This is a genomic window from Nostoc sp. (assembly GCF_036917155.1).
Lineage (GTDB): Bacteria > Cyanobacteriota > Cyanobacteriia > Cyanobacteriales > Nostocaceae > Nostoc.
Genome location: NZ_JBALDZ010000221.1, coordinates 1 through 14,414, shown reverse-complemented (window position 1 = coordinate 14,414; position 14,414 = coordinate 1). Strand labels below are relative to the sequence as shown.

Here is a 14,414-nt window from a genome sequence, read left to right as displayed (position 1 = left end):
TTAATCACCCAATGATTTATGTATTTATACATTAAAAACATGTATTTATTATTACTAAGCTTTGTGTTACAAAATGAAGTGCGGAATGTGGGTTTGATATTAGCAAAGCAGAAGCACACGAGTTTTTATTGATGATGAGGTTGAAATTTAAGGCGATCGCTTGTCTGTTGTAAACGAGAGAGCGATCGCTTTAGGGACTTCAATCAAGGGATGGTCAATTTAGATAAGCTAATTGACAATCGCTTTTCTGTGAAGATGTGAGCGAGCCGCTTATTTCGGGGATGGGAATAGAATCCCGTGGAATATCAGCACTGTTGAAATAGCTCCTTAAAGCTTTTTGAAGCTGCTTCCGGTTTGGCAACAATTTCGACAATTTTATTACGTGCATCTGCTTCAAACAGTGCCTCAATAGCAACTTTGGCGACTTTCTGTCTGGGGATGCTACCGTCAAACAGCGTATCTGCACTCTGCATCACGATCTGGTCAGAGTTATCTTCATTCTTCAACCCACCAGGCCGCACAATTGTATAAGTAAGACCACTTTTCTGGATATACTCTTCGGCTTGTTTTTTCCACAACAAAATCAGCCAAAACAAGTTCAGTGGATGGAAAAGCTGGGAAGTACACAAAGAAGAAACTAAGACAAAATGCTCAATTCCCTTTGCTTTTGCAGCATCTACTAAATTTTTAGTCCCTTCAAAATCCACTTTATAGGGGCCAGCGGGGTCAAAGCTCGGTTTTGCTCCAGTCGCAACTAACAAAACTGTGCTATCTCCCAATGCAGCAGTTAAACTTTCTGATTGTAACACGTCACCTACTACCAATTCGGCTTCAGGAGACAGAATACCCCTAGCTTTTTCTATATCCCGCACTAGAGCTATGACGGGAATGTTCCGGGCGATCAATTCTTGTACAATCCGCCGACCTGTTTCACCTGTTGCCCCTGCTACAAATGCTTTCATGAGAAATGCTATCCTGGGAAACTATTGTGTGCTTGTTCAGTTCTTTATTTTAGTAATTCTATGGAGTTGATGGTAGATTAATGAGGTTTCGGTCAAAATGGGATCTGAATGCGAAATGATCCAGGAGTGTGGGGAATCATTAATATAGACCAACGCCAAAATATACAGTAATGCATTTATGCTTTCAAGAAAAGGCGAATATAAATCCTGGGAAATAACAGAAGCAGTTTTACCTGTAGTGTCTACCCAAGAAGAAACCAAGGACACCTTAACAGAAACAAATGTAGCGACGCTCACCAAATTTTACGGTCGTTATCAAGATTGTATGGAAATGGCTGCCCCAGTCGAGAAGGTTGCTGAGTATCTCAATGCCCATGCCTCATGGTTTTCGCGCTGCGCTGAACCTATGAAGGTACAATCACTTGGGGAAAATGGCTATGCTTTAGTGATTGGTCGTTTTGGTTCTTTTGGTTATGAAGTAGAACCGAAAATTGGTTTGGAATTGCTGCCTCCAGATGAGGGTATTTACCGCATCCGTACAATCCCTATTCCTGACTACCAACCGCCTGGTTATGACGTAGACTATCGGGCATCTCTACAGTTAGTAAAAACCGATGTTTCTACTAGTATTGGTGAGGTTACAAGAGTTGAATGGGAATTAGATTTGATAGTTTATCTTCACTTTCCCCGATTTATTCAGCGATTACCCAAGTCTATAGTTCAATCTACAGGCGATCGCTTACTTAATCAAATCGTCCGCCAAGTCTCCCGTCGTTTAACTCGCAAAGTTCAGCAAGATTTTCATAAATCTTTAGAAATACCCTTTGCTGCCAATTCCAAGCACAAGCGGTGAACGGAAGGGGGGCAGGGGGGCAGGAGTTATTTCTCCTTCATCTCCATCACTCACTACTCAGCACTCACTACTTACTCAGCACTCATCACTTTCAGGGCTTGAAACCATCTTGGCAGAGTTAATCTCAAGCAACCATTGTGACTCCTGATACATTTGTGAGAGGTTAAGGTCAGATACAATTTGTCAATAAGCAATAGTACTTAAAATATTGCTGAAATCGGGGTTAGAAACAGAATTTTTGATTGGGCGATGCCTAGGTTGGGCTTTGCCTACGCGTCATCTTGATACGCATCATTTATTCTTAACCCATAATTTCAGTACAACAGTTAACTTCATACCTCGGCTCTTTCCAAATTTTAAGCATAATTTCTAATTGACAAAAGTAATATTATCTTAACCTCTCACCGATGCTCCTGATATCATCTTCAGTAAATTACCTTTCATTCCTAAAGAACCCCAAAGAGCCAAAGCTACGCTTTAACTCCTTGGGGTTTGGTGTATTATACCAATACTACAATTGCTAACTTTATGCGATCGCCAACACTAAACCTTAATAAATTCTTATATTAATAAAAAGCTACTACCTCACTAACCAGTCTTAAACTTTTCCTTTATTCCTTGATTTATGTTTGTCAATACCTTCATCAGACGTCCAGTCCTGACGACGGTCTGCACGTTCATTATTTTGCTGCTGGGAAGCATCTGTATTCCGATCCTTCCCATTTCTCAGCTACCAGACCTCGCTCCGGTGCAAATCACCGTTAGTTCCAACAATACTGGTGCGGATGCTCAAACAACAGAAAGTACTGTCACCAACATCATTGAGCGGCAAATTAATGGTGTTAAAGATGTATCTTATATATCTTCTAATACTGGTAATGATGGTTCCAGCAATATAACTGTCTCCTTCCCGACTCATGTCAATAGCGATATTGCTCAAGTAAACGTTCAAAATAAAGAAGGGCTGGCTTCACCTCAATTGCCAAATGTTGTTCAACAAACAGGTGTCACCGTTGAAACAGCATCAAGCAGTCTCCTTCTGGTCTACGGGTTTTACTCAGAGAATAATGAGTATGACAACCTTTTTATCAGTAACTATGTCGATCTGTATATTCTCGATCAGATCAAACGGCTTCCTGGTGTAGGAAAAGCCACGATTTTTGGGGAACGCAAATATGCCATGCGTCTTTGGCTTGATCCCAACAAGCTTGCCCAACATCAACTAACTCCTCAAGATGTGACAACTGCCCTGCAAGAACAAAATATTCAGGTGGGTGCAGGGGCAATTGGTAAGGAACCAGCACCAGATAATCAAAGTTTTGAATTTGCTTTACGGGCAACCAGTCGATTTAAAGATGCGGCTGAATTTGAGGATATGGTACTGAAGGTAAGTCAAAGTGGCACTAATGGCACTACTAATAACACCACTAATAGCACTAATAGTACCAGCACTCCTAATAGCACCCTAGTTAAGGTCAGAGATGTCGGTCGAGTTGAACTGGGAGCAGAGAGCTATCTTGCTGATGCCAAATTCACCATCCCAGGAAATACTCCCAAGCCAGCCGTAGGTTTGGGGATATATCAACTTCCCGGTAGTAATGCCCTGGATGTTGCCCATGCTGTTGAAAACCAGATCAAAATACTAGAGAAGAGTTTTCCACCTGGACTAAAAGGACAGGTGGCATTTGATACCACTCCATTTGTAGAAATTTCTTTAGAAGAAGTTCTACAGACTTTGGTTGAAGCGATTATCCTGGTGGTCTTGGTAATTTTTGTCTTTTTGCAAGACTGGCGTACTACGATCATTCCCACTGTGGCAATCCCCGTTTCTCTGGTTGGGACATGTGCGGCTCTTTTGGTTTTAGGATTTCAGATTAATACACTGACCTTATTTGGTTTCGTCCTCGCGATCGGTCTGGTTGTGGATGATGCGATTATTGTGGTGGAGGCAGTTGCAGTCAAACTGGAGCAGGGCTTGAAGCCCTTGGAGGCTGCAATGGAAGCCATGAAAGAGTTGACTGGGGCAGTCATTGCTACTTCACTTGTACTCATGGCAGTATTCATTCCAGTTACATTCATTCCGGGCACAACTGGGATTGTCTACAAACAATTTGGGTTAACCGTTGCTTGCTCTATTGCCATTTCGACCTTTAATGCTTTAACTTTCTCTCCGAGTATGGCAGCCATCCTCATGCGCCCGGCTCAGACTCCACGGGGCCCTTTAGGATGGTTTTTTACCCAGTTTAATCGGGGATTTAGCTGGTTTACACGCCGCTATGTCGGGTTTGTTAGCTACCTTACCCATATTAAGCCGATTGTAATTGGGGTTTTTATCACTGGTTTAGTAGCAACGGTTTTGATGTACAAAGCAGTGCCAACTGGATTTATTCCAGAGGAAGATCAGGGTTACTTCTTTGTAGTTGTCCAGGGGCCTGATGGGGTTTCTTTGAAATACACCGAATCTGTTATGGATCGGGTTGTCAAGGAAGTAACATCGCTTCCCGAAGTTCAAGCTAGTTTTATGATCAGTGGTTTTGGTTTCGATGGCAATGCTTCTAATTTAGGCATTGCCTTTGCTAACCTGAAACCCTGGAAAGAGAGACCTAAAGAATCTGAGTCTGTCTATGGAATACTTCAGAGGATGAACAAAAAGCTCTCTACAATTACAGATGCTAGAGCGATCGCTGTGAATGCTCCGCCAGTTAGAGGCTTAAGTAGTACAGGTGGTTTCGAGTTTATCATTCAAGATAGAACCGGAAGTGCGCCGATTCAAACCCTGCTTGATACTGCTCAAAAGTTCATTGGGGCAGCAAATAAAAACCCTGCTTTACAACGAGTCTTCACTCAGTTCACCGCAGACACTCCCCAATTTGACATCCAAGTGAACCGCAACCAAGCCAAAGCTCTCAACGTTGAACTCAGCGACATCTTTGGGGCACTGCAAACTTACTTGGGGTCACAATATGTAAATGACTTTGTGCAGGGACAGCGACAGTATCGAGTATATGTCCAAGCAGATGGGGTTTTCCGCTCTAATCCAGAGGATATTGGCAAGCTCTATGTTCGCTCTGGAAGTGGGGCGATGATTCCCTTAAGCAATCTGGTGAAAGTTACTCCCTTTGTGGGGCCGAAAACAATTTCCCATTATAACTTGTACAGGTCAATCAAAGTCCAGGGCGCTCCGGCTCCCGGTGCTAGTTCTGGACAGGCGATTCAAGCGATGGAGAAACTAGCAGCAGAGGTCTTACCTCAAGGGTTTGGTTATGAGTGGACAGGGACTTATCTCCAAGAAAAGACATCTGGGGGATCTACAGGCTTGATTTTTGCCTTCGCCTTCGTGATTGTCTTTCTGGTGCTAGCAGCTCAGTATGAAAGCTACGTTGACCCGATCATTATTTTGCTGACAGTTCCCCTAGCAGTCTTGGGAGCGATGACGGCGATTTGGCTACGTTCCAATATTTTCATGGCAGGTAGCCTCTTCCCGAAAGTAGTGGATGATATCTACTGCCAGGTAGGTCTGGTAACTTTGATTGGTCTAGCCGCCAAGAACGCGATTTTAGTCGTGGAATTTGCCAATCAACTGCATGGGCAGGGCATGAGCTACACACGGGCGGCGGTGAAAGCGGGGCAAGAACGTCTACGACCCATCTTAATGACTTCCTTTGCAGCACTGTTAGGATTTTTGCCCTTGGTGATCTCTCAAGGGGCTGGAGCCAGCAGCCGTTGGTCTCTAGGAACAGCGCTCTTTGGGGGGCTGATGCTTTCGACGTTCTTGAGTTTGTTCTTAGTGCCAATTCTGTATATTTTGGTTAAGAGCTTGGCTCAGGCTATATTTTCTCGGAAGCGATCGGGAGGCTCAAACCCTCCAGATTCTCCAAATGGAGCTTCGGGATCGAGACATGAAGCTCTACCCGCTAGCTCAAGTCAACCAGAGGGACAACTTAGGTCTCAGCAAGATGGGATAACCTAACTTTTGCCCTTAAGTCTCTCTAGCAAAGTGACTAGTTTTGAAGGTTTATAGTGAGTGAGCGCAGCGTTAGCAAGGTACGAGCGTCACCCGCAGGGTAAGGACTTTAGTGCTTAGAAAATAAAGACTAAAGTCCTTACTACAAAACTACTTACCCAGCAAACTATTGACACCAATAGAAGTTTGTGCATAAAAGGCTTATATCCATAAGACCCTCTAACTCTGATACCATTTTCTGTAATTTCCTGCTTGCTAAAAAAATTAGTCGAATAGAATTAAGTACTTAGATAAGGAAGAGTGAAATGGGACTTAGCGACGGACTTTTGAATCCGACCAAAAAGGCTATGGTCATAGAGGACTGTTGCAACATGATTGAAGGACAGCTTGCATCCAAGTCTGGCATGAGCGGCATCGCTTTGAAAACTGCCTTTGCTGCTTTGAAGGGGATTAAGCCAGGGTACATCCCCTATGTAGTTGAGCAGATATTGCCGCAATGCTTCACGGCACTTGATCCCATCTGGGGTGAAGGCGTAGAAAAAGGCGACCCAATTGAATATCTGAGTGTGAATCGCTCTGATACAGCAGATGCGCTACTGGGTGTCACCGATGCGAGAGTCAAGAACGCAAAGCGCCCAATCGTTCGAGGAACCTATGAAAAACTTCGCGGTTCAGCCAAAAAGCACGTAGAAGAAGCAGTGCCAGACTTAGCCAAGGTTATCAATAATTACACTAAGTTTTGAGCCAGAGAAGTAGAGACGCGATTAATCGCGTCTTTTAGAAACGAGCTTCGTTGATGGATTGACTGCGATCGCATACCGTCTCCTCTAGATAATCACTCGATCAATTAGTTCAATTGTCTGATCTGGACAAGGTAATGTTAATCGGGCGATGCATAATTTTCTGCTTTGTCTGGCACGGCAATTTTATTGTAAATATCTAAAGTGTGTATAGCTGTGCTAGAAAGGCGATGCTTACCCTTTTAGTATTTAAAGAAATTAATATTTCTGGGATAATTTTGGTTGAGCTAGATACTGATAAACTATCCGTGAAACTTGGCGTACAAACTCCCTTCCTCGCTCATCATCATGGGGTCTGATCACAAAAATACCTGCCAAGTAGTGCTTCCCATTTGGCAAACTAATAATTCCTGCATCCCCAACCAAAAATCCAATATCTCCAGTTTTGTGAGCAATAGTTCCACCTTTACCCACACCAGCTGCCAGTAACTTATTATTATGACAATGACGCAAGATATCTATTACTTGTCCTTGGCTCCCCTCTGAAATCAACTTATGTTGGTCAACCAAGGCTGACAACCGGACTAAATCTGCTGGACTAGTGGTATTAGTGCCTTTAAAGTCTCCTAACATATTGCGAATTACTGTGTTTTTTAGTCCCCAAGCGTGGAAACGCTGATTGAGTTTTGCTTTTCCGCCTAGACGATCAATAATCATGTTACTAGCAGTATTATCACTGATCGTAATCATTTTGTTAACTGTTTCCATTACACTCAGTTTGATTCCTGCTCGTTTATACTGTAAGTCACCGGAACCACTCGCCACTAAGTCACGCCGCATCACTAGCTTTTCATCAAGTTTGATTTTCCCAGCATCTACTTCTTCAAACAAAGCAATTAAAATCGGATATTTAATAGTGCTAGCTGCCGGAAATACCTTTTCACCATCAATATTCAAATAATTACCTGTTTCTATATCTAAGAAAAACATTCCCGGTTTGAGAAAACTGTAATGAGCCATTAATGCTCTAACTTGAGACTTTAACTCTGGTATCTCTTTGCCTAATGGGATAATTCCACCAAATAAAGAAGGATCGTTTACATTCGTGAGAATCTCTGGTTGCTTGAGTTTAGGAATCAAATTTCTCTGTATAGTGACTCCACTTGGATAGTTAGCCAATAAATAATTCCAATCCATTGCTGACTCTAAATGACTCCTATTATCATCAAATATTTGAGATTTGATACTAGCCGCTAAACTGGGCGATGTTATTAACACGGTACTAATAATAGTTAGTAGAAAATCGCGTAATTTCATGGAGTTATTTTCAGGATAAACTTATTGATTCGACAGCTTTTTGGATTGATGCATAACATCTATAACCTGCTAAAAACATAGTTAGATTAGTTTGCAATGTTAGTATTAGTAAATACTCTATTCGTACTCAAATAGAATTACTATGTTCTTGATTTGCTAGATTAGTAATTGACAGCTAATCTGAATTGATGATTCAAAAATTATTACATACTTAATTGATAGAAATATTACAAGGTTATGACAAAAGTGTGTTTATTTAGATGATAGTCTAAACTCCAGTTATTAAATTGGCATTTTAATTATTAATTTAGCATAACAAGTACTGAAGAACCATAAAACTTATTGCGAATAAAGGCTCTTTTTGTTTTAACATAAATTGCCACATTCTTTAACCTGTAGGTATTTCAGGGGATTTTATGAAGAAGAATTCAGCTATTCTGGAGCCAGAATTCAGAATTGAATTCGCAAACGTTAAAGCGGATGAATATTGGTTTAAAACCTCGTCTCTCTCTACGAGACGCTAAAAGCGAACGTGGACAAACAACGCTCGAAACTTTTTCCTCATTTAAACTCCATCCCTTCATGGGTGGAGTATTCTGACTCCAGCAGGACTTTTTATATCCCCTCAAGGAAGACTTTACTGATTCACTAATTCTCAATTAGTATAAAATTATTTTGGCTGTAGCGATCGCCTGATCTACACTCTCCACAATATAAACATTTTCTGACGACAGTTTAAAAAAAAGTTTACTTTCTTTATGAATATTCAACAAAATTACTTGCTTATTTGCTTTCAAAGCTAGAGCAATTTCTGAAGTAGTTCCTGCACACTAGTTTTCAGCGACAAGTGAAAGCGGTCTCCCTGAAAGGGCGATTGGCTATTGTACCAATGTACATTCAGAAAATCGTAGAAGTTTTGATCCCCTTTTCACAGAATTTTGAATTCAATATAATTATTAATTTATCATTCATAATTCCTAATTAAAAATTGATCCCCCTGCCAATAGAGGCAGTCCTATTTATGGTGGGGTTTAAATCCCCCGATGTCACATAAATAGGAATTATTAATCAGGAATTATGAATTTTTTCAAAAGGTCAAATTCTACATCCTACAGTCGAGGAAGTATAAAATCAATCGCCTTTGCCCTGTTTAGATCACTTAGGCGCACGGAAACCGGCAAGTTGTGCTGTTGCTGAGTCTTTAAAACAAATATCCGGTTTGACTTTTTCGTAATTTAAGGTTTTGGGAAGGTGATAAATATTACCTTTCTTATCCCTAATTTTGCCTTTTACCAGTGCATCACTTGGGCAAGTTGTTTCGTTTTGTGGTTTCACTCCGAGATTTTGTGCTGCTGCTAAAACTGCTGCTTTATTCGCCGATACTGGCTTCTTAGAGCTAGAAGTTGTATTTCCACCAGGGATAGGACTAGATGCAGGACTAGATGCAGGACTAGATGCAGGACTAGATGCAGGACTAGATGCAGGACTAGGTGGAGCAATCGCAGTTGGTGTTTGAGGCGTAGTGCTAGTAGATTCTTCCGGTTTTTGACCACAACTACTTAGGAGCAGCACTGTCAATAAAGTCACTACCATGCTCAATTGTCGAGGTTTTAGTTGATTGTTCATTGTCATTAATTCTTGCTCCTCATCTTCTAATATTTAATTCCTAGTATTTTACGCGATACTGACTCGATCGCTCTGTAAATCAGAAGCCCCACTCACTCCTCTGGCTGTATCCACTAATTGTGCTGATATCTTCTCTGTTGGTACTTCTCCCTTCAAAACTACGCTACTTCCCATCTGAGCAACATAGACAGAATCAATCTTATCAAATCGTGAGTCTTCGTCATCTCTTTTCCTGTTGTTAGCCACCATCCCTCCATAAATTTAGTTCGCCATAAACATTGATATCAAATGTAAATTCGATATCAATGTAGTTCTTGCGATATCCTGTGGGCAAAGGTGCAAAAGGTGCAGCTCGCTGTATCGCATTGAGTGCTACTTCATCAGTCACACGAAATCCAGAGGTTTGTACAATATTGAGATTGTTAACTTCACCTGAACGGTTAATAGTGAAGTTAAGTACCGTTCGCCGATTAGACTGGCTCATTCCTGGTAGCCACTGCTGCTGAACGCGTTGTTTTAATTTGTTTAAGTAAGAGGTGATATCTATATCTTGACTGCTGGCATCAACACCAGAACTCCCAATGCGATCGCGGTTGGAATTAGGCACAGATGCCAGTTGCTCGCCGCGATAATTCTGACTAGATACACCCACAGTACCACCCAACAAACTTGCTGCACCTGTTTTTAGAGATGACTGAGCTTGAGTTGGTGTTCGCCCACCGAATCCAACTCTCGACTGCCCTAACTTCTTCGGACTCCTGGGTACTGGTAGTGTCGTAGCTCTTTCAAGTGCTGTTTTTCCCAATTGGGCTGGCTGTGGCGTAGTAATCGGTGCTACTGCAATTTTCTTAGAATTAGGTACTTGTGCCGTGGTTGTAGGTGCTGAAGGTATTTGCTTTGGGTTGGAGGATGTTAGTGTCCTCATTGGTGATGTTTTTCCCAATTGGGCTGGCGTTGGTGCTACCGCAATTTTCTTAGAATTAGGTACTTGTGCTTTGGTTGCAGGTGCTGACGCTATTTGTTTTGGGTTGAGTACTAAAGGTGTTGTCAAAGGCGCTGTTTTCAGAAGCGGAACTGGCTGTGGTCTAGTCACTGGTGCTACTGCAATTTTCTTAGAATTAGGTACTTGCACTGTGGTTGCAGGTACTGAAGGTATTTGCTTTGGATTGGGTGATGTTTTAAGAAGTGGAACTGGCAGTGGTGTAGTCATTGGTGCTACTGCCTCGCTTGCAGATGCTGATGCTGTTTTTCGAGATTTGAATTGCGGTTGTTGACCAGATAGATTTGGTAATTCCGTTTTCTGCTGCTGCCGTCCTGCGTGGAATACCTTGAGAGGAGATGAGGCTGTTAAGTCAGAAGAACGCTCGTTATCGGCTTTATGTCCTACCAGATTCGCTGACTTCACCACAGAAATAGGTCTTTCTGGCAAAGCTTTACCGCCAGCAAGAGAATTTTTGGTAGCCCGGAGTGAGGTTTCAGGAGGTATGTCTGTTTTATTATGGGGAACTTCAACTACCTCGATTGGAATCTCTTGGCTAATTTCTTGCTTCGGCTCATGCATCAAAGCTCTGTACCAATATTTGCTCCCCACTAAAAAAATAGAGTGTAGCAGGATAGAAGTAACTACACCTTGGAGCAGATCGAGAGGGCGCACACTCCGATGGTACAGAAATTTATCAGATGAAGCCATGTGATTGTACTTTCTTTAATAGCAGCCTCAGCAGTCTATTTATAGGGTACAAGTTTCTGTTATTTTCGGTTGTCTATAATTCCTCGCAGATGGTTTAGCCGTCTGGGATCGAGGGCAAGGGACGAATGGCACTAAGTTAAGCTGAAGGGTATGCAGCGTAAGGATTGCAGAGGGACTTTGACAGATCCTAAACCTGGCATCACTGGTTGTATTCAGTATGCGCTCTCTGAACTCGGTTACAAACCACCGGATGCTGATGAATTACATTGGTGTATTGGCCCACCCCTGAAAGATAGCTTTTCGCAATTACTCAATACCTTAGATGGCACAGTAATTGAACAGGCTATTTCACTGTATCGTCATCGCTTTGCCACAATTGGATTATTTGAAAACTCCCTTTATCCCCAGATTCCAGAAACCCTAAAAGCCATTCGTTTTGCTGGTTATAAAACTTTTGTTGCGACTTCTAAACCATATATTTATGCTACGCAGATTATTGAATATTTTGGCTTATCCTTGCTTTTTGACGGTGTTTATGGTAGTGAACTTGATGAAACGTGGAGTATAAAAGGTGACTTAATTCACCATATTTTATTAACAGAAAAACTTTTACCTTCTACTGTGGTGATGGTAGGCGATCGCTCACATGACATCATTGGAGCCAAGCGCCATCAAATCGCCTCAATTGGTGTCACCTATGGCTATGGAACTGAGGAGGAATTGAAAGCTCATGGTGCTGACTTGATTGCCCATTCTCCAAGTGATATTCCTAGATTAATAATTAGTAACTCAAAATAATGCCGCCATCATTAACGTTTATCCATAGCTTGCTGTTGTTTAGTACCGCTTTTATTGCAGGCGGATTAAACGCTGTAGCTGGTGGTGGAAGCTTTATCACATTTCCAACTCTCATTTTTACAGGTGTACCCCCGATCGCAGCTAATGCCACCAATAATACAGCTATATGGGTGGCTTCCCTAGCCAGTGCTGGAGCATATCGTCAAGATTTGGGCATCGAGCGGCGAGATTTTTTACTTCTATGTGGCGTCAGTTTGTTTGGTGGCATGATTGGCTCCATCACCTTGTTGTATACATCGCCAGATGTCTTTAAAAAGCTGATTCCCTATCTATTACTGCTAGCAACAGTTGTCTTTACCTTTGGCGAACCATTCAAAAAGTGGTTGCAGCGTCGAAACCAGAATACATCACCGGAATCTGTACCCTTGTTTAATTTGGTACTGGCTCAACTAGCGATCGCCATCTATGGCGGTTTCTTCGGCGCAGGTTTAGGGATTTTAATGCTGGCAACTTTGACATTTTTAGGTATCAAAAGTATTCACAAAATGAATGCTTTCAAGACATTTTTAGGGAGTTGTATCAATGGTATTGCGATCGTTCCATTTATTTTTGCAGGTGTAATTGCTTGGCATCAAGCTATTTTGATGGCAGTTGGTGGCTCTCTTGGTGGTTATTTAAGCGCCCATTATGCTCGTAAACTTGAACCGCACTTAATTCGGAAATTTGTCATGATTGTTGCCTTCAGCATGACTGCCTACTTTTTTATTCACGGTTAAAACCATTTCTTAGTGAAGTTGCGCCAAGCCCTTTTAACTTCTTTCTTTCTTTGTGTCCTTTGCGTCCTTGGCGGTTCGTTTTTTTCTTGTACTTAAGTCCTAATACGAACTTCTATAAGGACTCATAACTCTTATGGAGTGATGTATGGAAGCATCAAAAAAATCACAAGTCATGCTGCGTGCTTTGAGTTCCAGAAATTTTCGCCTGTACTACACAGGTCAGGCAATTTCTCTGATTGGTACGTCCATGACTCAAGTGGCTACTAGTTGGTTAGTATATCGCCTCACCGATTCCCCTTGGTTACTCGGTCTAGTGGGCTTTGCCAGCCAAATTCCCACACTTATGTTGATTCCTCTAGGTGGAATCATTGCCGATCGCTGGAATCGTCATCAAATTCTGCTAGTTACCCAAATTCTAGGGATGCTTCAGTCTTCAGCTCTAACGTGGCTAGCCCTAAGTGGTACGATTAATATCCAGTACATTGCAATTCTTGGTGTACTGCAAGGGATGATCAACGCCTTCGATATTCCGACTCGGCAGGCATTTCTTCCCGAAACAGTTGGTAAGGAAAATCTTGGTAATGCCCTTGCCTTGTACTCTTCCCTGGTGAGTGTGACGAGTATGGTAGGCCCTGCGATCGCAAGTTTACTAATTGTGGCGCTAGGATCGGGGCTATGTTTCCTAATTGATAGCATCAGTTACATTGCTGTAAGATGCTTCCTGCATAATCAGCCATAACATCAAAAATTGGTAACAATAATGACTACTATAAATGACCCTACTGTTGTCGCTGAAGTAACTGATTTGTACCTCAAGTATGAAGAAGCCCTTTCTAGCAACAATTTAGAGGTGATGGATAGCTTGTTTTGGGATGCGCCCGAAGTAGTGCGGTTTGGAATTACAGAAAACCTCTATGGTGGCGATGAAGTTCGTAACTTTCGCCAGAATCGACCAAACCCAAAAATAGAGCGAGAAATCTCGAATCTCAAGGTTGTAACCTTTGGGAAAGATGCCGCAACCGTGACTTTAGAATTTCGCCGGATTATCAATGGTGTAGAGCGTTTCGGGCGACAAAGCCAGACTTGGTACAGGTTTACCGAAGGATGGAAGGTGGTTTCAGCGCACGTTTCGTTATTGCCAGTGTGATGGTACGAGAAGTTTTGATCAAGGAGTAGATGTCAGAAACCCCATGCCTAAAGGCAGGGGCTTGAAAAAGCTCTTGTAGAACATGTATCTGATTTAAAATTAGACGTTACGGAACAGATTGATGTCGTCTTGTTGCCGCTAGAACATTTAATCCAACTTATTGATAATGGTAGATTTCTGCAAACATTACATATTAGTTCCTTATTTTTTGCTCTCAAAAAACTTGATAAAATATAGCTTATCCTGAATGACTATAATTATTTAAAATCATCTTTATTTTGGCATTTGTTATAAACTTGGGTTACAGCATTTCTTGAAATTGAGTATTATATCATCAGCAACCCAATGTGATGAATCTAGAAGGTTAATGATAAGTTCTCGCTTTTATTACTATATAACCGAGTAATTAACCTCTAACGAAAGAAGTTTTTTTAAATGAATAAAAATCGTATCCGCTCAATAAATCGGGGTAGTGCAAAAAAGAAAAAGTAAATAGATGCACATAGCATCGTAGAATAAATCACATGGCGCAAAAGCAATC

Annotated in this window: 12 protein-coding genes and 1 pseudogene; 7 read left to right on the top strand and 6 right to left on the bottom strand. The window is 41.7% G+C overall.

Annotated elements, in window-relative coordinates:
- Positions 1-305: 305 nt before the first annotated feature.
- A complete protein-coding gene (locus V7K67_RS29375; protein WP_334733206.1) occupies positions 306-962 on the bottom strand; it encodes an NAD(P)H-binding protein in 657 nt (218 codons plus the stop codon).
- A 178-nt stretch (positions 963-1,140) separates the two neighbouring features.
- Between V7K67_RS29375 and V7K67_RS29370 the strand changes: the two genes are divergently transcribed.
- From V7K67_RS29370 to V7K67_RS29360, 3 genes are all read left to right on the top strand, one after another.
- Complete coding sequence (locus V7K67_RS29370; RefSeq protein WP_334733205.1) at positions 1,141-1,815, top strand: DUF1997 domain-containing protein; 675 nt, start codon at positions 1,141-1,143, stop codon at positions 1,813-1,815.
- A 625-nt stretch (positions 1,816-2,440) separates the two neighbouring features.
- Entirely contained in the window at positions 2,441-5,785 is a 3,345-nt protein-coding gene (locus V7K67_RS29365; RefSeq protein WP_335169534.1) for an efflux RND transporter permease subunit, read from the top strand.
- A 299-nt stretch (positions 5,786-6,084) separates the two neighbouring features.
- The gene (locus tag V7K67_RS29360; protein ID WP_334706606.1) at positions 6,085-6,522 is read left to right on the top strand and encodes a DUF6918 family protein; all 438 of its coding nucleotides are present in this window, start codon (positions 6,085-6,087) and stop codon (positions 6,520-6,522) included.
- A gap of 255 nt (positions 6,523-6,777) precedes the next feature.
- Here the strand turns inward: V7K67_RS29360 and V7K67_RS29355 are convergent, their stop codons facing one another.
- From V7K67_RS29355 to V7K67_RS29335, 5 genes and pseudogenes are all read right to left on the bottom strand, one after another.
- Positions 6,778-7,836 carry a serine hydrolase gene (locus V7K67_RS29355; protein ID WP_335169532.1) on the bottom strand — a complete coding sequence of 353 codons (1,059 nt, stop codon included), beginning with the start codon at positions 7,834-7,836 and terminating at the stop codon, positions 6,778-6,780.
- 659 nt (positions 7,837-8,495) lie between these two features.
- Positions 8,496-8,651, bottom strand: a pseudogene (locus V7K67_RS29350) (cytochrome); the annotation flags it as partial.
- 340 nt (positions 8,652-8,991) lie between these two features.
- Positions 8,992-9,462 carry a sunset domain-containing protein gene (locus V7K67_RS29345; RefSeq protein WP_335169531.1) on the bottom strand — a complete coding sequence of 157 codons (471 nt, stop codon included), beginning with the start codon at positions 9,460-9,462 and terminating at the stop codon, positions 8,992-8,994.
- 48 nt (positions 9,463-9,510) lie between these two features.
- Positions 9,511-9,711, bottom strand: coding sequence for a hypothetical protein (locus tag V7K67_RS29340; protein WP_334733201.1), 201 nt, complete (start codon positions 9,709-9,711; stop codon positions 9,511-9,513).
- Positions 9,701-11,152, bottom strand: a complete 1,452-nt coding sequence (locus tag V7K67_RS29335; RefSeq protein ID WP_334733200.1) for a TonB family protein — start codon at positions 11,150-11,152, stop codon at positions 9,701-9,703. The genes V7K67_RS29340 and V7K67_RS29335 overlap by 11 nt, the downstream gene beginning before the upstream one ends.
- Positions 11,153-11,302: 150 nt before the next feature.
- Here V7K67_RS29335 and V7K67_RS29330 point away from each other — a divergent pair, with 150 nt between their 5' ends.
- The 4 genes from V7K67_RS29330 (at position 11,303) to hpxZ (ending at position 13,873) form a co-directional block, all read left to right on the top strand.
- A complete protein-coding gene (locus tag V7K67_RS29330) occupies positions 11,303-11,950 on the top strand; it encodes an HAD hydrolase-like protein (protein ID WP_335169528.1) in 648 nt (215 codons plus the stop codon).
- The gene (locus V7K67_RS29325; protein ID WP_334733197.1) at positions 11,950-12,726 is read left to right on the top strand and encodes a sulfite exporter TauE/SafE family protein; all 777 of its coding nucleotides are present in this window, start codon (positions 11,950-11,952) and stop codon (positions 12,724-12,726) included. The genes V7K67_RS29330 and V7K67_RS29325 overlap by 1 nt, the downstream gene beginning before the upstream one ends.
- A gap of 145 nt (positions 12,727-12,871) precedes the next feature.
- Positions 12,872-13,465: an MFS transporter gene (locus tag V7K67_RS29320; RefSeq protein WP_335169526.1), complete on the top strand. Its 594-nt coding sequence runs from the start codon at positions 12,872-12,874 to the stop codon at positions 13,463-13,465.
- A 21-nt stretch (positions 13,466-13,486) separates the two neighbouring features.
- Positions 13,487-13,873 (top strand): oxalurate catabolism protein HpxZ, encoded by a 387-nt coding sequence (gene hpxZ, locus V7K67_RS29315; RefSeq protein WP_334706600.1) that lies wholly within the window; start codon positions 13,487-13,489, stop codon positions 13,871-13,873.
- Positions 13,874-14,414 lie beyond the last annotated feature (541 nt).

Excerpts from the sequence above, each read along its gene's own strand:
- V7K67_RS29375 (WP_334733206.1), bottom strand. The coding sequence starts at position 962 with ATGAAAGCATTTGTAGCAGGGGCAACAGGTGAAACAGGTCGGCGGATT.
- V7K67_RS29370 (WP_334733205.1), top strand. The coding sequence starts at position 1,141 with ATGCTTTCAAGAAAAGGCGAATATAAATCCTGGGAAATAACAGAAGCA.
- V7K67_RS29365 (WP_335169534.1), top strand. The coding sequence starts at position 2,441 with ATGTTTGTCAATACCTTCATCAGACGTCCAGTCCTGACGACGGTCTGC.
- V7K67_RS29360 (WP_334706606.1), top strand. The coding sequence starts at position 6,085 with ATGGGACTTAGCGACGGACTTTTGAATCCGACCAAAAAGGCTATGGTC.
- V7K67_RS29355 (WP_335169532.1), bottom strand. The coding sequence starts at position 7,836 with ATGAAATTACGCGATTTTCTACTAACTATTATTAGTACCGTGTTAATA.
- V7K67_RS29345 (WP_335169531.1), bottom strand. The coding sequence starts at position 9,462 with ATGAACAATCAACTAAAACCTCGACAATTGAGCATGGTAGTGACTTTA.
- V7K67_RS29340 (WP_334733201.1), bottom strand. The coding sequence starts at position 9,711 with ATGGTGGCTAACAACAGGAAAAGAGATGACGAAGACTCACGATTTGAT.
- V7K67_RS29335 (WP_334733200.1), bottom strand. The coding sequence starts at position 11,152 with ATGGCTTCATCTGATAAATTTCTGTACCATCGGAGTGTGCGCCCTCTC.
- V7K67_RS29330 (WP_335169528.1), top strand. The coding sequence starts at position 11,303 with ATGCAGCGTAAGGATTGCAGAGGGACTTTGACAGATCCTAAACCTGGC.
- V7K67_RS29325 (WP_334733197.1), top strand. The coding sequence starts at position 11,950 with ATGCCGCCATCATTAACGTTTATCCATAGCTTGCTGTTGTTTAGTACC.
- V7K67_RS29320 (WP_335169526.1), top strand. The coding sequence starts at position 12,872 with ATGGAAGCATCAAAAAAATCACAAGTCATGCTGCGTGCTTTGAGTTCC.
- hpxZ (WP_334706600.1), top strand. The coding sequence starts at position 13,487 with ATGACTACTATAAATGACCCTACTGTTGTCGCTGAAGTAACTGATTTG.